The sequence below is a fragment of the Vibrio sp. V33_P6A3T137 genome, from assembly GCF_009904835.1.
Classification (GTDB): domain Bacteria; phylum Pseudomonadota; class Gammaproteobacteria; order Enterobacterales; family Vibrionaceae; genus Vibrio; species Vibrio metschnikovii.
Genome location: NZ_WXWK01000122.1, coordinates 1 through 18,347, shown reverse-complemented (window position 1 = coordinate 18,347; position 18,347 = coordinate 1). Strand labels below are relative to the sequence as shown.

The window sequence follows — 18,347 nt, the reverse complement described above, 5'->3', positions numbered from 1 at the left end:
AACAGATATTACAAAAATGGCGTCTCACTAATGAGAATGTTGTCTATTTAATGAGAGCTGGTTCTTATTATGGTCAAATCGGCATCAGGTTCTTATTGATGTTGATTCACGGAAAAATTTTGAACACTAAGACAATTTTTTGTTGCTATTCTCATCACTTGCTCCATAGACGCTATATTTATAGGAGACTGCTTTGGCAGAGTTTGATGCCGTTTCTTCATGTACTACAGGTAAAAAATAACAAGCCGTTTGTCTTTATTTAGGGTCATCATTAAAGGAGGTGATTATGGAAAAACACTCACCGAACACCGCGACAACGAAAGTCCGCCGCCAAGCCTGGCATAGCCAATCCGAGCAAGATATAGTCCAACAGCTCAATACCGATACAGACAATGGCTTATCATCCCAAGAAATTCAAATCAGACTAGAGCGTGATGGACGAAATGTCATTACTGGTCAGGCGATGATGCCAGCATGGAAACGTTTATTATTACAATTTCATAACCCTTTGATCTACATATTATTAGTCGCAACACTCGTGACGACGATTTTGGGCGAATACGTTGATGCTGGGGTCATCTTATTGGTGGTTTTAATCAATGCGTTGATAGGTTTTATGCAAGAAAGCAAAGCCGAGCAAGCGATTAACTCACTCAAGAAGATGCTGTCTTCCAATACAACAGTGATCCGTGATGGTAAAAAACAGTCGGTGGCTACCACGGATCTTGTATGTGGCGATATTGTCGTTTTAGCCTCCGGTGATAAAGTGCCTGCGGATATTCGCCTTTATCAGTGCCGAGATTTACAAATTGATGAATCAACCTTAACGGGAGAATCGGTGGCCGTTGAAAAGCGGCTGGGCGAGCTTGAACCAGATACCGTATTAGGTGATAGGCAAAATATGGCTTTTGCGGGCACGTTAGTCACTTATGGCACCGCTCAAGGTATCATTGTCGCCACTGGCGATGACACACAAACGGGCCAAATCGCGAGTATGATTGCCGGGGCGACTCAGTTAGAAACGCCATTAACTCGGAAAATTCATGCCTTTAGCCAATTGCTGTTATGGGTAATTTTAGTATTAGCCGGAGTGACTTTTTTTATCGGCTTGGGTTACGGTTTGCCTGCTGCAGATACCTTTATGGCAGCCGTTGCTTTGGCGGTGGCAGCGATTCCTGAAGGTCTTCCTGCCGTAGTTACCATTACGCTAGCGATAGGTGTACGTCGCATGGCAAAGCGTCATGCGATTATTCGTAAGCTATCAGCGGTAGAAACACTCGGTTCGACCAATGTTATTTGCTCAGATAAGACGGGGACGTTGACCGAAAACCAAATGACGGTACAAAAGCTTTATGCGGGAGGCTCTGCTCTTGAAGTGACAGGCAGTGGTTATGCTCCGCAGGGTGAAGTTCCTGATATTTGGAAAGAGAATAATGCTTTTCAACATTTATTACGTGCGGGATTATTGAATAATGATTCACGGTTGTTGGAAAAAGAAGATCGTTGGTTGGTGGAAGGCGATCCAACCGAGGGCGCGCTCATTGCCTGCGGATTAAAAGCAGGATTAGATAATTCCTCTTGTCAGCAAACTTACCGTCGTCTCGATACCATTCCTTTTGAGTCTGACCGTCAATATATGGCGACCTTGCACCGTTTTGATGAGCAACATAATTTGATTTACCTTAAAGGGTCGGTAGAGCAAATCAGTCGTCGTTGTGGTCAGCAATTAATGGCTGATAGCAGTTTAGTCACACTCGATCACGATAAGCTCGATGAGCAAGTTACTCAATGGGCGAGTCAAGGGTTGAGGGTATTAGCGTTTGCGTTGCAGTGGGTTGATCATCATGAACAAACGCTGCAGCGTTTTAACCAACATGAAGGCGAAGCGAATCTTATCTTTTTAGGTTTGCAAGCGATGATAGATCCTCCTCGTGCCGAAGCGATTCAAGCCGTTAACATCTGTCAAAAAGCGGGTATTCAAGTCAAGATGATTACGGGCGATCATGCGCTAACGGCAAAAGCGATCGCCTCTCAAATCGGGATTGCTAGTGCTACGCACTCTGATTTTGGGGCCGTATTAACAGGGCAGCAGTTGAGTGAATTGGACGAAGAGCAGTTGCAGCGAGCTTGTCGTGAAGTGTCAGTCTTTGCTCGGGTTGCCCCGGAGCAAAAGCTACAATTGGTTAATGCCTTACAATCTCACCAATTGGTTGTCGCGATGACCGGAGATGGTGTTAATGATGCGCCTGCTTTAAAGCAAGCGGATATTGGTATAGCCATGGGGATCAGCGGGACAGAAGTGGCGAAGGAAGCCTCGGATATGGTGCTGACCGATGATAATTTTTCATCGATTGAAGCGGCGGTAGAAGAGGGGCGTAATGTCTTTGATAACCTGACTAAGTTCATCACGTGGATCTTACCGACCAACCTAGGCCAAGGGTTAGTCATCATGGTGGCGATTGTCTTTGGATTAACGTTGCCGATTTTGCCCGTCCAAGCACTGTGGCTGAATATGACTACTGCCGTTTTTCTTGGCTTGATGCTGGCCTTTGAACCTAAAGAAGAGGGAATTATGCAACGGCAGCCTCGTGAGTTAAAAGAGCCAATATTAAACCGAGAAATTGTTGGGCGGATTATCTCGGTCAGTAGCCTATTACTCTTGGGGGCATTTGGATTGTTCCAATGGTCAGTTACGCAAGGAGCAAGCTTAGAAGAATCACGTAGTATTGCTGTTACGCTATTTGTGGTGGTGCAAAGCTTCTTTTTATTAAACTGCCGTCGTTTGAATGGTTCGATTTTTACTATGTCATGGCAGACCAATCCGTGGATTGTCGTTGGGATTGTGTCGATGATCTGCGCCCAATTGGCATTTTTATATTTGCCTTTCATGAACTTGCTATTTCAAAGTGCGCCGATTTCGGCTAGCTATTGGGCAGTGATGGTCGCCTACGGAATAGCAGTCATGATCTTAATTGAACTTGAAAAAATGCTTTGGCGACGTATGAAACGCTAAATGTTACGCTACCCAACCCAACCACCAGAGTATCGATACTGCTCTGGTGGTTGGTCTAACATCCGTGAGTCTGCTGGCTTTATGCTTGTAACTCGGCTAAAACGTGTTGTAATGATGGTCGAATATGATGGCCAAGTGCACGGATGCTATCGTTAGGTTCGACGAGATCTGGGATTTGAAACGTATGCATCTTAGCAGCGATGGCCGAGCGTACGCCATTATTGGAATCTTCAAAGGCTAAGCATTGTTGAGGATCTACCGACAGTCGTTGGGCTGCCAAAAGGTAGATTTCAGGATCGGGTTTACCATTGACAACTTCACAACCCGTAGTGAGGGAATCAAAATAGTGATCAAGTTTGGCTAAGCGTAATTTAATGGTAGCGACCTCTTTTTGCGTTGACGTGGCGACAGCAGTAGGAATATTGTGTTGCTTCAGCCATTCCAGTAACTCAATGACCCCTTCTTTGACGGGAATCGGGTGATGTTTAACGACGGCATCGTAGCCTTTGCGCCATTCTTTGTGCAACCGTGGATAATCAAGATCGGGACCATAGCCTGCTTTTAAACCTTGCTCAATTCCAGCGGCGTTGCAGCCAATCACAGAGAGGTAGACTTCGCGCAGAAAAGGAACACCTACCGTCTGGCATGCTTGTTCAAATACTCTTAAACACACGCGTTCGGTATCAAGCAGTAGGCCATCCATATCAAAAATAGCAGCATTATAATTCATAAAAAACCTTTGGGCAGAGTGAAAGAATGATCATTATCTTTATGTGATAGTAAACGTTGATATCGCCTTGCTAATTGAAGTGACGCTATGAACAAATCCAAGTCTATCTCTGTGATTTTTGGTTATATAAATCATCTAATTAGCCGAGATAGTTTATAACACTTGAGTTATGATAGATAACGATCCATTTTTCAGTATCATCGTCAGTCGCTCTAAGCTGAACAACAGCTCTGAGTTATTATTTGGCAATCTTTGGTAGGGTAAACAACATTGAAGTCAATATCAATCAAGCAGTGGATGCCTGGGTTATATCAGCTTAAGCAGTATGAAAAAGTGTGGTTGTTGGATGATGTTCGTGCCGCCTTTTCAGTGGTGGCAGTCGCACTACCTGTCGCGATTGCTTACGCTCAATTGACTGGGGTATCGGCGATTGTTGGCCTTTATTCCTGCGTACTACCGATGATGGTGTATGCGTTGTTTGGTACTTCTCGACAACTAATTGTGGGGCCTGATGCGGCGACGTGCGCGGTAGTGGCCGCTGTCGTTACACCTTTGGCCGCTGGCGATCCGACTAAACACTGGCAGTTGGTCATTACCATGACGGCGATGACCGGTTTTTGGTGCTTAATTGCGAGTCGCTTTCGTTTAGGTCTTTTTGCTGATTTCTTATCTCGCCCTATCTTACTTGGGCTACTCAATGGCGTAGCATTAACCATTATTGTTGGGCAGCTAGGTAAAGTCTTCGGCATTAACTATGAGCAGCGTTATCTATTAGAAAGAATCATTGAAGCTCCCCACCGTTTATTGGATTTACACTGGCAAACGGTGTTGATCAGCGGAATAACGTTACTCGTTTATTGGTTATCGAAACGCTTTCGACCTGCGTGGCCTGCGGCAATGTTAGCCATCGTGGTTGCGGCTATTTTGGTATGGTTCACTAAACTTGATCGTTATGGGGTAAGTGTTGTTGGGGTTATCGAAGGTGGCCTACCGATTTTTCAAGCGCCAGCATTTAATATTGGTATTACTCGAGAATTGGTTGTGCCTGCACTTAACTTAGCTGTAGTGAGTTTTGTGAGTATGATGCTGACTGCGCGCAGTTTTGCGGCGAAAAATGGTTATGATATTAATCCGGATAAAGAGTTTCGAGCGCTTGGTTTAGCAAATTTAGCGTCGGCTTTTTCACAAGGTTTTGCGATTAGTGGGGCGGACTCGCGTACGGCCGTGAACGATGCTAATGGCGGAAAATCGCAATTAGTCTCAATCATTGCTGCTGTAGTGATTGGTTTTGTGGCGATTTTTCTTTACCAACCATTGCAATATATTCCGAGTGCGGCATTAGGAGTCGTCTTGATCATTGCTTCAATGTCATTACTGGATCTCAAAGGGGTTTGGGGATTAAGAAAACGCAATCGTGATGCCTTCTATCTCTCGTCGATTACGTTGATCGCGGTGCTGGTCGTAGGGGTAATTCCTGGTATTACGCTTGCCGTCTTATTAGGATTATTCCAATTTTTACGTGTGGTGATGCGCCCGAGCGATCAGTGCTTAGGTTTGGATGAAGACGGTACAATTCGTACCATGGATGAATCCAGTAAAGCGTCTGCCATTCCTGGTCTTTTGTTGTATCGTTTTAATTCACCATTAACCTATTTTAATGCGCCGTATTTTAAAGCACGTTTATTAGAAAAGATTGATCAAAATCCAGATGAGTTGAGCTGTGTGGTGATTGATGCCGTAGCGAGTTTTACTCATTTGGATTTAAGTGTGATGGCGGTACTGGCTGAAACGCAGACTTTACTCAAGAAACGTGGTATTCGTTTAATTCTTGCCGGACGCAAGCGCAGTTTACGCCAATGGTGTGAAGCTGCGGGAGTCCCTGTTGGAGACGGTGGACTGGTGTTGCGTGCGGATATGTATTTGGCGATTAAATTGACGGGTTGTTATCAACATGCCGTTGAAGAAGGTCAAATTCCAACCGTACAGAAAGAACCTAATCCAGACGATCCACCTAAGCCTATTCCTGAGGTCGCTTAAATAATTAGGCCCGCGATTATGCGGGCCTAAATTTTTGCTTAGAAGCCTTTAATATTTTCAGCTTCTAGCTCAGTAAAGTATTTGACCGTTTTGACCTTAAGCTCTTGAGTCGCGGGAGCATCACAGACAATCACCGCTTTAGGGTGCAATTGTAACGCTGATACGGTCCACATATGATTCACACAACCCTCAACAGCGGCTTGTAAGGCGAGTGCTTTATTGTGTCCAGTAACAAGGATCATCACTTCTTCAGCATCTAATAATGTCCCCACGCCAATGGTTAAAGCGTATTTTGGTACTTGTGAAATATCACCGTCAAAGAAGCGAGAGTTAGCAATGCGAGTATCTTCAGTTAGGGTTTTTATGCGAGTACGTGAAGAGAGTGATGACGCAGGTTCGTTAAAAGCAATATGTCCGTCATTACCCACGCCACCCATAAACAGATTAATTTTACCGTAAGATTTAATTTTATCTTCGTAGCGTTTGCATTCCAGCTCATGGTCGTCAGTATTGCCGTCTAACAAATTAATATTTTGTGGCTGAATGTCGATATGGTTGAAGAAATTATTGTACATAAACGAGTGGTAGGACTCTGGGTGATCTTCAGCAATACCAATGTACTCGTCCATATTAAACGTCACGACATGTTTAAAGCTGACCTCGCCAGCTTGATACAACGCAATCAGTGCTTTGTAAGTGGCTAGCGGCGTTCCTCCGGTTGGCAGCCCAAGTACAAAAGGGCGGTCGGCCGTCGGTTTGAAAGCATTGATACGTTTTGCAATATGTGCCGCAGCCCACTTACCTACCTGTGCCGCTTGTTGTAATGGAATTAATCTCATCAGTTACCCCTAATTATATTTATTGATCCCCTGGCGACTTAAAGTTGTTATGGTATGAGGTCTGGCCCACCCATTTCTTTCAGTGCTATGGATACGGTGCTAATTACATTAATTTTCATTATAAAATAAGTTGTTGGTAACGGCTATGCTTTGGGTCAAACTTTTTTGTTTTAGGGAGATGGATTGCTTTTTATCAGCCAATGAATGCCTTTGTCATCGACTAACATGAAGCGTCTGGGTTGATTTTATTGAATGATAAAAAGAAAAAATTCACGGAGTGAATTAAGTCTTGTCACTTTATCTATCGTTCTAGCCGAAATGGTAATGTTGATATTTAGAGCGAATGAGTGGCGAGAAATCATCTCACTATCCATACTAAATAGGAGAGCACTCAAGGGAGCTACTGCAATGAAAAATGAACTTGAATCAAGCAAAATACTGCACGCTTACGAAAAAGTAATGGAACACGGGACACCGACAGAGTTTGGTAAAATTTATGAAGGCATAGAGGCCTTTTCTGATTACGATGGATACACTGTGTATCTGCGAGGCAATGGTGTTGAACTCAAAGTGGGTTTCCATAATACGTATCATTTGGATTACGACCAAGAGCATTTACGCGACAGTTTTCTGAAAAAAATTGCGCTATTGGCTAAATAGGTCTGTTTTCTCAAGCCACTTGCCGCCTACCTGCAACTCCAAGTAGTCTGGGTATATGATGCGATAATGTGGATAGAATCTGGGTTAGGTAGAGTATTGATGCCTTACTGGCTGTTATTGATAGAAAAAACAAAGCCCCGAACCAAAATAGACTAGGGGCTTTGGGAGAAAGATTCATTGGGTTAAAAAAACAATCACTAATGTAGCGTTTGAGCCATCAAGTGCAAGGCATTGACCGCCGAGCTGTGACTTAACGCCCACTACGGGGTTAATTTGATGAGCGGTCTGCTATGCCCCGTAATGATTAATCTTCTTCAACCAAGCTTGGTTCATCATCAGTATAATCATCGGACGCATCGGGTTTGTTGCGTCCATTTAGGGTATGGAAGCGTTTACGACCGCGTGATAGACGCACATACTTCATCCAAACTCGCTCGATCTTACTGCTCGCCAGTTCTGGGTTAGCTAGCACTTCAACAAAATGCTGTTCTTCAGCGTTTTCTGGGCTTAGCTCACCGGATTCAAGGCCAAGCATAGTGTCTCCGTAAAGGATCAGCAGTTCTTCTTCACCTAAAGTGAAATCACCAGACTTGGCAAAACCGCGGGGAAATTTTTTGGTATCGTAAAAACGTTTTTTACCGTGACGAAAGACTGTTTCAGACATATCAACCTCGTGTGAATACGCGGAGTACTTAAAGGTATTTTCGGCTCAATGTTCCAGTGATACGGCGTATCTCTGAGGCCATTTAGGTACACCATTACTTAGCTGTGGATTACGGCGAAAGTTAGGCGCAAACTCTGGAAAAGAAAAACAAAAATTTTTTATCGTCATAATTGTCGTTCCTTGTTAATCTTCACCAGTCATAGCAGAGGATTCAATAATGGACGTAAAAGTCTTTCGTACTTTTCTTGAACTGGCTAAAGTTCGTCATTTTGGACGGGCAGCGGAAAATCTTTATTTGACTCAAGCTGCCGTTAGCGCTCGAATCAAACAGTTAGAAAATTATTTTGACGCGCAGCTGTTTAGCCGCGATCGAAACAACATTAAATTGACGTCAGCTGGTGAACGTTTGGTCGGTTATGCAGAGGTCATGGTCGCAACGTTACAGCAAGCTAAGCTTGAGCTCTCTTTAGAGAGCGGTAAGGCGCTACAGCTCACGTTAGGCGGAACACCTAACATATGGGATGCGTACTTGCAAAACTGTCTAAGCGCGGTGACTGATGCGTTTAGTGGTTATGGGTTTAAAGCTGAGGTGATGGGGAGAGAGCAACTGAACCGTCAGTTACTTGAACGCACGCTGGATATGGCGTTTGCTTTTGATCAAATTAAAGCCGATGAGCTGCAATGCAAGAAAGTCGCCGACTTGGTGTTAGTGCTTGTTTCAACTCGACCAGATACTGCTGATAGCGTTTTTGAGAATCGTTATGTTTATGTTGACTGGGGAATGCGTTTTGCTTCCGAGCATGCCGATAGGCATCCTCGAGCACCTGCGCCATTCTTACGGACTTCGACGGCGCGTATTGCTTTAGATTTTATTTTAGAGAAAGGAGGGAGTGCTTATTTACCCGCATCGGTGGTTGCTCCCTTCATCCAATCGGGACAACTGTATCGAGTGGCTGCCGTTGCCGATTGGTATTGGCCAATTTACCTGAGCTATCGAAAAAATAGTTCATCCATCGACGCCATTGTACAGGTTGAAAAATTAGTGCAAAACATCGATCCGTTGACGGCGTACAGTTTGCAAAAAGCGGCTGAATTGAACGCGACAAAAACGGACGTTGATTAGAGGCAACGATTGAAAATTCTTGAGGGTTACTGAACGACATTGAGAGTCGAGTGTGATGGTTGAGATGAGGAAAAGTAAAAAGGGTAAGTTTTACTTACCCTTTTTACTGAATCGAACAACTTACTTGGTGTAAGACTGAGCAATATTATCGATGCGCTCGTTCGCGCGTGCTGCTTCTTCTTGTGCAGCGAGGGCTGCATCAGTTAGCGAGGCATTTTCACTTTTCAGTGCTGCAATTTGACTATTGAGTTGACTGACTTGGTTGTTTAACTGATCTAGCTTAGTCGTGGTTGCTTCGTCAGGACCTGATGCACAACCGGCTAGGAGAAGTACAGAAGACGCTGCAGCGGCAAGTAACATTTTGTTCATATTGAACTCCTTGTTGATATTTATCAAATACGCCCTATACATTATTGTTCACTTGACCCTGGCGATCCGTTGCTACTTGAGGTTAGCGTGGTATTGGCTCCACAAGCTGGCCCATGCTAATGGGGTTTACTTATCTTGCCATCGACCTGCCACTTCATGTGCTCCGGAGAGGCATTGACCAACCGCCTAGGTGTATACCATATAGTAGCGAGTTAAAGTGTAGACACTATTTTCACTCACGACTATAGATTAAAAGTCAAAATAACCCAAAATTTTATACCTTAATCAATTGTTTGGGCTTTGCCTCAATGTTTTATGACTTTGGTATTGTCTAAAACAGAGAATATTTTATGGGATTGCTATCTATAGCGGTCACATTCAAGTTATTATGTCACTTGATACCCAGTCGTTACTTGACGCTATAATCAGAGGTTGGAAGCCGCATTCACTTTATCACAGAGCCTATATCTCGGCGGATTGAAGGAAGCGTCATTTCGTTAACTGTCGTTGCAAGTGATTTGGTATACTACGTTTGATATTTTGTTGACTGCCTACTTTTCAGGCGGCGTTATTTTTATTGGAGAATCCTTTGCAGTTTAAAGAATTAGGCCTAGACAATCGCTTATTAAAAACATTAGCACATTATGACTTTAAGCAAGCGACCGATATCCAGCGACAAGCTATTCCTGTTGCGATGGCAGGTAAAGATTTATTGGCTTCGTCCAAAACGGGTTCGGGGAAAACGTTAGCCTTCTTGCTTCCAATGCTGCATAAAGCGCTAAAAACCAAAGCGTTATCTGCACGTGACCCTCGTGGCGTTATCTTGGTCCCCACTCGTGAGTTAGCAAAACAAGTCTACAGTGAATTGCGTTCGGCATTAGCGGGATTAAGCTACACGGCAACCTTGATCACCGGAGGGGAAAACTTCAATGATCAAGTGAATGCCTTGCGTCGAGGTCCTAAGTTTATTGTTGCTACGCCGGGACGTTTAGCGGATCACCTTGAACATCGCTCTCTTTTCTTACAAGGGTTAGATACGCTGATTCTTGATGAAGCAGATCGGATGTTGGATCTCGGTTTTGCACCACAGTTACGGCATATCCACAATGCTGCTAAACATCGTCGCCGACAAACATTGATGTTTTCTGCCACGTTGGATCATGCAGAAATGAACACCATTGCGCATGAGATGTTGAAAGAGCCTAAACGGATTGCGATTGGTTTAGGCAATGAACAGCATAAAGACATTCGCCAGCGTTTCTATTTGTGTGACCATCTGGATCATAAAGAAGCATTACTGGATCGCATCTTAAACGATGCTGAGTATCGACAAGTGATCATTTTCACAGCGACTCGCGCAGATACGGAACGTTTAACTAATAAGCTAAATGAGCAAAATTTAAAAGTCGTTGCCCTCAGTGGTAGCCTCACTCAGACTCAACGTAATACGATTATGAGTCAATTTGAACGTGCGGTATTTAAGATCTTAGTTACCACCGATATTGCTTCTCGAGGATTGGATATTGCCAACGTCACGCATGTGATTAACTTTGATATGCCGAAACATACGGAAGAGTATGTGCACCGCGTAGGTCGTACGGGGCGTGCCGGTAATCAAGGTGATGCCATTTCTTTGGTTGGTCCTAAAGATTGGGACAGTTTTAAAAGAGTGGAAGCCTTTTTGCAGCAAGATATTCAATTTGAAGTGTTAGAAGGTCTGCAAGGTAAGTTTACAGGCTTACGTCCTCGTCAGCCTCTGAATAAAGCAACGGTTTCAACAGGTAAAGTGAAAAAGCAGGTTAAAAAGCTGCCCCAAAAACCAGTGAAACGCGATAAAAGTTTTTATCAGAATGTGGCGGTGGGTGATTCAGTATTTATCCCGAAAAAGAAAACAGCGCCTAAGCCTGATGACGAGTAATGCTATTCATCTTCCTTCAGTTGCATTAGCCAGTAAGCAATAAGTTAAATTGGAAAGGGATAAAATAAAAAGCGCCATCATGAAATGGCGCTTTTTGTTATCTAAAATGACTGTGCTAGCTTAGAAAATTAAGTGAGCAACGCCGACAATAACCGGTAGTGTGATAAGAGTCCGGAGAATAAAGATCACAAATAACTCAAGGATATTAACCGGAATTCGGCTACCGAGTAACAATGCACCGACTTCAGACATATAAATAAGCTGAGTGACTGACATTGCTGCGACGACAAAACGAGTCATTTCGTTATCGATTGACGCTGCCAAAATTGCAGGGATAAACATATCTGCAAAACCAACCACAATCGTTTGTGAGGCTTGTACGGCTTCTGGTACCCCTAGAAACTCTAGATAAGGAACGAAAGGTTGACCAAGAATTGCAAAGACAGAAGTATATTCAGCGATGATCAAAGCCATCGTACCTAAACCCATCACGACCGGTAAGACGCCAAATACCATATCAACCGCATTACGGATGCCTTCGCCAAACACCGATTTTACGGATTTCACTTGCGCGGCTTTCTCTAATGCGAGTGACATACCCCAAGAGAAAGCACTGTGCTGTTCTGGAATAGCATCGGCATCTTTATGTGGTTTAGTCCCATCAATAAACTCATCTTTCTTCAAACTCAGTGGTGGCAGGCGAGGGATAATCACCGCGGCAACAAAACCAGCCAAGCAAATCGCACCGTAGAAAGGCAAAAAGAGGTGTTCTAATTGTACTTGCGCGAGTACCACTAAACTAAAAGTGATCGAGACAGCAGAGAAAGTGGTTCCGACGACCGCGGCTTCACGTTGAGTATAGAATTTATCTTCATACTGTTTGCTGGTCAGCAAGATGCCGACACTGCCATCACCAAGCCAAGAAGCGGTACAGTCAATGGCACTGCGTCCAGGTAGGTTAAACAAAGGGCGCATGACACGGCTGAGTAAACTTCCCATCAGTTCCAATAAACCAAAGTTTAATAGTAGTGGAAGCAGTAAACCGGCAAAAATGAACACCGAGAATAAAGTGGGTAGTAAGCCTTCTAAGACTAATCCACCCGTGTTCTCTTCCCAAATCAGTTCTGGACCGACTTTAAAAAAGGTCATGATGATGGCCGCACCGCCAATAACACGAACCGTCAGCCATACCCAGCTTGGATTGAATAAATTGTTGAGGAAAGGGGAATTAACAATCACACGAGGCTTAAAGAGTTTAGTTGCCACTGAAGCGATGGACATAAAAGCGACAATGACCGTGATAATACTGACTAAGTAATCACCGAACAGGGCTTGTATCGATTTGGCTAACACGGCGACAGGGATTGTCAATCCACCATTATAGTAAACGGGTGCCATAAACAGGAACACACCAATTAATGATGGGATGAGGAACATCCACAGACTGGCAGCAGGGAGAGTTTTCTCCTGCGCTGGTAAAGTTTGAGAGTTATCTTGCATTACTTTTCCTGTTTACAACTGTTTAATTAAAGCCATTCCCTGGCATATTAATTCACTAAACATCCCTATTTAATCAATGTGCGCAGAATAACTATTTTCAACCTTGCTTGCAATACTATTCAATAAATAGGGTTAGTTATTCAATCGTTTGCGCTAATCAAAAAACAGATAGCAGCGAATTGTTTTGTTATTGTTGCATTGGTTAAATTATTGTTTAAGTGGGCGGTGTTGTTTTTGTGAGTTATAGCACTGTTTTGTAGGAGTGGAAGGGAGTTAAGAAAGCCCTTATTATTGATAGTTTTCCATATAGTATTGAAAAAAAACAAGAAATAAGGGCTGCTATGGTTGGCGTAATTTAAAGTAGAGAATTCGAGATGCGATTTAATTAACCGTAGGCTGAATCTGTTTTGCTAAGCTATCTTTTAATGCGTCTGAAAACGTAGCATAAAGATTCTGCTCACCAATTAATTCCGTTATCCCTGAACGATGCAATTTTAGTGTCACGCGAGAGTTCGCTCCAGAGATCAGCACTTGGACCTGTTTTTTCTGGAAGCGTTTGATCATCGCTTCTAGCGTTTGCAACGCAGTGATATCCATAAAAGGTACCCATTTTAAACGAATGATTAAAATGCGTGGTGTTTCTTGGATATTACTCATCACATGTTCGAAGTTTTCTGCAGCAGCGAAGAAAAATGGCCCTTCTAGAGCATACACGGCAATATCACGTGGTAATTGAGACAATCCATGCTCTGCAAGTTCTTGAGTTAAATCTGGGCTTGTACTGGCTTTAATTTCGACACTGGAGGCCATGCGTTTGACAAAATGTAAGGTCGCGATGATGACCCCAATATTGACAGCGACCACTAAATCGGCGAATACGGTCAATACAAAAGTGATCAGCAAAATAACCACATCTGCCTTTGGAGCGCGTTTTATTAATTTAATAAAATGTGGTGCTTCACTCATATTCCAAGCCACGACAAATAAAATGGCACTTAACGTTGCTAGGGGAATATTGACGGCCAGTGGCGCTAAGACTAATAGAATCACTACAAGAGTCAGAGCGTGGACGATTCCGGATAACGGGCTATTGCCGCCATTACGCACATTGGTGGCGGTACGAGCGATAGCGCCTGTTGCTGCAATACCCCCAAATAGTGGGGCGATGATATTCGCCATGCCTTGGCCCACTAACTCTTGGTTGGAGTTATGTTTGGTGCCGGTCATGCCATCGGCGACGACAGCAGAGAGTAGTGACTCAATAGCGCCAAGCATAGCGATAGCAAAAGCAGGACCAATCAGTGATAGCATTTGACTAAACGTAATGCTTGGCATTGAGAATTCCGGCAAGCCTTGCGGAATACCACCGAAAGCAGAACCAATGGTGCGCACGTCATCAAAACCAATCGTATATTGAAATACAGTGACAACGACTAAAGCCAATAGTGGTCCAGGAACCTTACTTAACTTCGGAAGTTTTGGCCCCCAAATAACCAACACAAGTGAAAATAGGGCGAGCAGGGTAGTCGTCATATCTAGGCTGGGCAAGGCATAAAAAAGCGCAATAAGTTTTTGATGGAAATGTTCTCCGGTAATTGCCGGTAAACCAAAAAACTCTTGCCACTGTCCAATCCAAATGATGACCCCAATACCACTGGTAAAGCCCACAATGACCGGATGAGGGATGTAGCGAATAATACTCCCCAGTTTAGCAAGACCAAGAACGAGTAATATCACACCAGCCATCATGGTCGCGATTTGTAGGCCAGTAATACCATATTGAGCGACGATGCTGGCTAAAATAACAATGAATGCGCCTGTTGGACCGGCGATTTGTACTCGCGAACCACCGAACAAAGAGACAATCAACCCAGCAATGATTGCCGTATAAATGCCCTGCTCAGGTTTGACCCCTGAGGCGATGGCGAATGCCATGGCTAAAGGTAGGGCAACCACACCAACAATCACACCGGCACTGATATTTTTTATCCACTGGTTGGGCTTGAATAAGCCAGCTTTATAAGAGTCATAAATGGCAAACATTGATCATCACCTTAGAAAAAGAAGGGAGAAATAGGGACGCGGAGAATTCTACGCTCATTTACCCTCCTGTAAAGATTGAAACGGGTAGGCTCGGTGTGAATGGTTCACGTTGTTTGGGGATAGTAGTTGAGCATGTATGCAAGCGCGCTTATAATCTCTTCAGTTGTTCAAAATTGATACAAAATAGAAATGGAGTTTGTCATGATCAATAAACGTTTTTTTAAAACTAAAAATGAAGTGGAAATCACTTTTGAACTTGAGGCCCCTCAAGATGCTGAGCGTGTAGAACTTGTCGCTGATTTTTTGGATTGGCAGCCTCAAGCTATGAAAAAAACCGCAAAATCCAATGTGTATAAATTTAAAGCTCGTTTACCTAAGGATGCAGAATTCCAGTTTCGTTACCGACTCAATGAACAACAATGGCTCAATGATGCGCAAGCTGATCATTATGTTGCCAATGAATTTGGCGAGGATAACTGTCTTATCCGTACCTATGAGCCAGCCTCTCATTAATTCATGTTTATGGCGGTTTGCTCTTAAGTCAATATACCCAATAGTTGCTTAAGCTTTTGCAGAGGATTTCATAAGATTGTTGTTACGTTAATGATAGTTTCAATGAGATGCATAACTTAGCGTAACAACGATTTTTCATCGAAAGAAAACAGTGATAAATCGAGCGTTGTTATCATCATCTGGAGATTTCCTTTTTCTGAGTCTTGCTTTTTTTCTGTCGATTAATTCAACTTTAATCAATAACTTTTCATAAATAAGCACACTTTTACTGATTATTTACCATACAAAAGGTGACTTTTTGTCGAGAAAGTCTTACTCTTTTGTCTCTTTTAACAGTACCAACGGGTTAAATTGTGCTATCCAAGTCTCTTTTTTTGCGCTTCTCTGCTTTATCTAAACGTAAGAAAGTCTCTGTCATCGGTTTACCTCTACTCGCGTTGGCCGCTATTTCATCTTCAATCAACTCTACGACCTATTCGAAAAAGGTCGCCTTGTCTGTTCCTGAATCACATATTGTTGAGACGATTATTGCGGATGCGAGTGAAGCCAAAGTGGCTTATCCCGATTACGAATACCAAATTAAATCCGGTGATAATTTAAGCACTATTTTTAATCAGCTTGGATTCCGGTACCAAGATTTAATGAAAATCATGGAGACAGATTTAAACTATCTGGCTCTTGATACTTTACGTCCAGGGAATATTTTACGCTTTTGGAAATCTCCTGGCAGTCAAGACCTTGCCAAGATGGAACTTGAATTTAACGTTGTCAAGCGTGCGGTTTATACACGTCTCGACGATGGTAATTACGATTTCTCTGAGCTTGAAATTCCTGGGCAGTGGCGCGAATTTGCGATGATTGGCGAAATTCAAGGCAGCTTTTCTCAGTCAGCAAACCAAGCCGGTTTAGGCAGTGCAGACATTGATCAGATCGTGTCACTGCTTAAAGATAAAGTGAATTTTGGTCGCGATCTCCGCGCTGGCGATCGCTTTGAAGTGGTATTATCACGTCAGTTTGTCGGTGAAAAATTAACCGGCAACCGAGAAATACAAGCGATCAAACTCTACAATCGTGGCAGTGAAATTACCGCCTATCTTTACAAAGATGGCCAATACTATGATAGGGACGGACAAAGCTTACAACGTGCTTTCCAACGTTACCCCACCACTAGTCAATGGCGAATGTCATCCGGGTTTGATCCTAATCGCCGCCACCCGGTGACCGGGCGTATCGCGCCACATAATGGGACTGATTTTGCTGCACCAACGGGAACTCCGGTTGTCGCTACTGGTGATGGTGTTGTCGTGATGACGCGTAATCATCCCTATGCGGGTAATTATATTACTATCCAGCATGGTAGTACTTACATGACCCGTTATTTGCACTTGAGTAAGATTCTAGTGCAAAAAGGACAAAAGGTGACTCGCGGCCAACGTATTGGATTATCGGGTGCAACGGGACGAGTAACAGGGCCACATATTCATTATGAATTGATTGTTAGAGGCCGACCTGTCGATCCTATGAAGGCCAATATTCCGATGGCCACTTCGGTTCCTAAGCAAGATATGGCGAACTTTATTGCACGTCGTAATGAGTTAGACCGTTTATTGGCTGAGCAAGATAGTATGCTTGCGGCAAGCAAGGCTGGGTCGGACTCTGATAGCTAACGATTAGGCCGTTCAATTCAATTGATGAACAGCCATTGGTCTAATCACTAGCTATCAAGCCCCCCAAGTAGTTTCATTACAGCTTGGGGGGATTGTTTTGTAAATGACCGATCATCGCCAGTGGTTGCTTAGGTTTAGAAAAATAATAACCTTGAATTGCGTCACAACCCATCTCATATAATTTGTCCAACTCTTGCTGATTTTCTACTCCTTCGGCAATGAGGTCGACATTCAATTGTTTAGCGAGTTGAATGATTAAGCTAATGACATGCTCTGATGTTTTATTGCGTAGTAGATTACGAATGAAAGTGGCATCAATTTTGATACAGTCAATGGGATAACTGTGAATATAATTTAAACTCGAATATCCAGTGCCAAAATCATCTAATGCAATTTTAAAGCCTAGCTCTCGTAATAAATTTAAGCGTTTAGACACCTCACCTGTTTGAGTGAGTAACACGCTTTCGGTCATCTCAATAATAAATTCTGAGGGGTGGAATCCATACTGTTGAATCATTAAATTGAGATGATTTAAATAGTGAGAGGAGTGAGCGAACTCATGGGCTGAGCAGTTGATGCCTAAAGTGACTTTATAGTTAAGCTCTTTTTCTAGTACTTGTTTGGCTTGGCAAGCCAATTCGATAATTCGTTCGCCAAGTTCAATAATTAAACCAGATTGTTCGGCTACCTCGATAAACTCTAAAGGGGAAATCGAACCAAGTTGTTTATTATTCCAGCGTGCTAAGACTTCAAAATAAGACCAGTTAGGCCGATTTCGAAAAACAATCGGTTGTATTTCAATATAGATTTCTGACGTACCTGTTAATGGATTATCGAGCTGAGCGCGTAACGCACTCACTACTTGGGTTCGTCGATAATAATAGTCATTTAAGTGCGTGTCATAACAGCGAACTTGCTGAAGACGCGTTTTTTTACAATCTTTTAAGGCTAAACTAGCATTAAGAATCAATTGATCAGCGGTCATCGGCGGCAATGATTTTTTAGCAATACCGATACTCAAGCGGATTTTAATATGGTGATTGGCATCGCGATAACCTTGATTCAATGTATCGATGATCAGCTGACAAATTTTGAGCGGATCATTGGAAAAGGTAATAAAGGCAAACTCATTTCCCGAGATTCGGAAAACTTGATTCTGTTTATTCACATAATGAAAAATGACATTAGCAACAAACTTAATGACTTGATCGCCAATGTAATGGCCGTAAAGATCATTAATCGATTTGAAATTATCAATATCGAGATAAGCG

14 protein-coding genes are annotated in these 18,347 nt (G+C 43.1%); 7 read left to right on the top strand and 7 right to left on the bottom strand.

What is annotated here, in order from left to right:
* The first annotated feature begins 286 nt into the window (after positions 1 to 286).
* Positions 287 to 3,013 carry a cation-translocating P-type ATPase gene (locus CAG60_RS11700; protein ID WP_161438983.1) on the top strand — a complete coding sequence of 909 codons (2,727 nt, stop codon included), beginning with the start codon at positions 287 to 289 and terminating at the stop codon, positions 3,011 to 3,013.
* A 79-nt stretch (positions 3,014 to 3,092) separates the two neighbouring features.
* Here CAG60_RS11700 and CAG60_RS11695 read toward each other — a convergent pair whose 3' ends face one another.
* Positions 3,093 to 3,743, bottom strand: a complete 651-nt coding sequence (locus CAG60_RS11695) for an HAD family hydrolase (RefSeq protein WP_161438982.1) — start codon at positions 3,741 to 3,743, stop codon at positions 3,093 to 3,095.
* Positions 3,744 to 4,040: 297 nt separating this feature from the next.
* Here CAG60_RS11695 and CAG60_RS11690 point away from each other — a divergent pair, with 297 nt between their 5' ends.
* Positions 4,041 to 5,780: a SulP family inorganic anion transporter gene (locus CAG60_RS11690; protein ID WP_161438996.1), complete on the top strand. Its 1,740-nt coding sequence runs from the start codon at positions 4,041 to 4,043 to the stop codon at positions 5,778 to 5,780.
* 38 nt (positions 5,781 to 5,818) lie between these two features.
* Here CAG60_RS11690 and nagB read toward each other — a convergent pair whose 3' ends face one another.
* A complete protein-coding gene (gene nagB, locus CAG60_RS11685) occupies positions 5,819 to 6,619 on the bottom strand; it encodes a glucosamine-6-phosphate deaminase (RefSeq protein WP_004396974.1) in 801 nt (266 codons plus the stop codon).
* 408 nt (positions 6,620 to 7,027) lie between these two features.
* Here nagB and CAG60_RS11680 point away from each other — a divergent pair, with 408 nt between their 5' ends.
* Positions 7,028 to 7,279, top strand: coding sequence for a DUF3081 domain-containing protein (locus CAG60_RS11680; protein ID WP_004396975.1), 252 nt, complete (start codon positions 7,028 to 7,030; stop codon positions 7,277 to 7,279).
* A 304-nt stretch (positions 7,280 to 7,583) separates the two neighbouring features.
* Here CAG60_RS11680 and CAG60_RS11675 read toward each other — a convergent pair whose 3' ends face one another.
* Entirely contained in the window at positions 7,584 to 7,943 is a 360-nt protein-coding gene (locus tag CAG60_RS11675; protein WP_154170916.1) for a DUF413 domain-containing protein, read from the bottom strand.
* Between the two features lie 217 nt (positions 7,944 to 8,160).
* On the opposite strand from CAG60_RS11675, the gene CAG60_RS11670 reads away from it, so the two are divergent.
* Positions 8,161 to 9,066 (top strand): LysR family transcriptional regulator, encoded by a 906-nt coding sequence (locus tag CAG60_RS11670; protein WP_158137083.1) that lies wholly within the window; start codon positions 8,161 to 8,163, stop codon positions 9,064 to 9,066.
* A gap of 120 nt (positions 9,067 to 9,186) precedes the next feature.
* Here the strand turns inward: CAG60_RS11670 and CAG60_RS11665 are convergent, their stop codons facing one another.
* Positions 9,187 to 9,435 carry an Lpp/OprI family alanine-zipper lipoprotein gene (locus tag CAG60_RS11665; protein WP_004396978.1) on the bottom strand — a complete coding sequence of 83 codons (249 nt, stop codon included), beginning with the start codon at positions 9,433 to 9,435 and terminating at the stop codon, positions 9,187 to 9,189.
* A gap of 577 nt (positions 9,436 to 10,012) precedes the next feature.
* Between CAG60_RS11665 and CAG60_RS11660 the strand changes: the two genes are divergently transcribed.
* Positions 10,013 to 11,353 (top strand): DEAD/DEAH box helicase, encoded by a 1,341-nt coding sequence (locus tag CAG60_RS11660; protein WP_158145144.1) that lies wholly within the window; start codon positions 10,013 to 10,015, stop codon positions 11,351 to 11,353.
* Positions 11,354 to 11,473: 120 nt separating this feature from the next.
* Here the strand turns inward: CAG60_RS11660 and CAG60_RS11655 are convergent, their stop codons facing one another.
* Positions 11,474 to 12,853 carry a YjiH family protein gene (locus CAG60_RS11655; RefSeq protein ID WP_161438981.1) on the bottom strand — a complete coding sequence of 460 codons (1,380 nt, stop codon included), beginning with the start codon at positions 12,851 to 12,853 and terminating at the stop codon, positions 11,474 to 11,476.
* A gap of 381 nt (positions 12,854 to 13,234) precedes the next feature.
* Positions 13,235 to 14,896, bottom strand: coding sequence for a SulP family inorganic anion transporter (locus tag CAG60_RS11650; protein WP_161438980.1), 1,662 nt, complete (start codon positions 14,894 to 14,896; stop codon positions 13,235 to 13,237).
* 201 nt (positions 14,897 to 15,097) lie between these two features.
* Here CAG60_RS11650 and CAG60_RS11645 point away from each other — a divergent pair, with 201 nt between their 5' ends.
* A complete protein-coding gene (locus tag CAG60_RS11645) occupies positions 15,098 to 15,409 on the top strand; it encodes an isoamylase early set domain-containing protein (protein ID WP_004396982.1) in 312 nt (103 codons plus the stop codon).
* 353 nt (positions 15,410 to 15,762) lie between these two features.
* Positions 15,763 to 17,076, top strand: coding sequence for a peptidoglycan DD-metalloendopeptidase family protein (locus tag CAG60_RS11640; RefSeq protein WP_337247115.1), 1,314 nt, complete (start codon positions 15,763 to 15,765; stop codon positions 17,074 to 17,076).
* A 76-nt stretch (positions 17,077 to 17,152) separates the two neighbouring features.
* Here the strand turns inward: CAG60_RS11640 and CAG60_RS11635 are convergent.
* On the bottom strand, positions 17,153 to 18,347 hold a 1,195-nt coding region (locus tag CAG60_RS11635), incomplete at its 5' end, for a putative bifunctional diguanylate cyclase/phosphodiesterase (RefSeq protein WP_161438979.1).

Coding starts and splice junctions, on each gene's coding strand:
- CAG60_RS11700 (WP_161438983.1), top strand. CDS start 287: ATGGAAAAACACTCACCGAACACCGCGACAACGAAAGTCCGCCGCCAA.
- CAG60_RS11695 (WP_161438982.1), bottom strand. CDS start 3,743: ATGAATTATAATGCTGCTATTTTTGATATGGATGGCCTACTGCTTGAT.
- CAG60_RS11690 (WP_161438996.1), top strand. CDS start 4,041: ATGCCTGGGTTATATCAGCTTAAGCAGTATGAAAAAGTGTGGTTGTTG.
- nagB (WP_004396974.1), bottom strand. CDS start 6,619: ATGAGATTAATTCCATTACAACAAGCGGCACAGGTAGGTAAGTGGGCT.
- CAG60_RS11680 (WP_004396975.1), top strand. CDS start 7,028: ATGAAAAATGAACTTGAATCAAGCAAAATACTGCACGCTTACGAAAAA.
- CAG60_RS11675 (WP_154170916.1), bottom strand. CDS start 7,943: ATGTCTGAAACAGTCTTTCGTCACGGTAAAAAACGTTTTTACGATACC.
- CAG60_RS11670 (WP_158137083.1), top strand. CDS start 8,161: ATGGACGTAAAAGTCTTTCGTACTTTTCTTGAACTGGCTAAAGTTCGT.
- CAG60_RS11665 (WP_004396978.1), bottom strand. CDS start 9,435: ATGAACAAAATGTTACTTGCCGCTGCAGCGTCTTCTGTACTTCTCCTA.
- CAG60_RS11655 (WP_161438981.1), bottom strand. CDS start 12,853: ATGCAAGATAACTCTCAAACTTTACCAGCGCAGGAGAAAACTCTCCCT.
- CAG60_RS11650 (WP_161438980.1), bottom strand. CDS start 14,896: ATGTTTGCCATTTATGACTCTTATAAAGCTGGCTTATTCAAGCCCAAC.
- CAG60_RS11645 (WP_004396982.1), top strand. CDS start 15,098: ATGATCAATAAACGTTTTTTTAAAACTAAAAATGAAGTGGAAATCACT.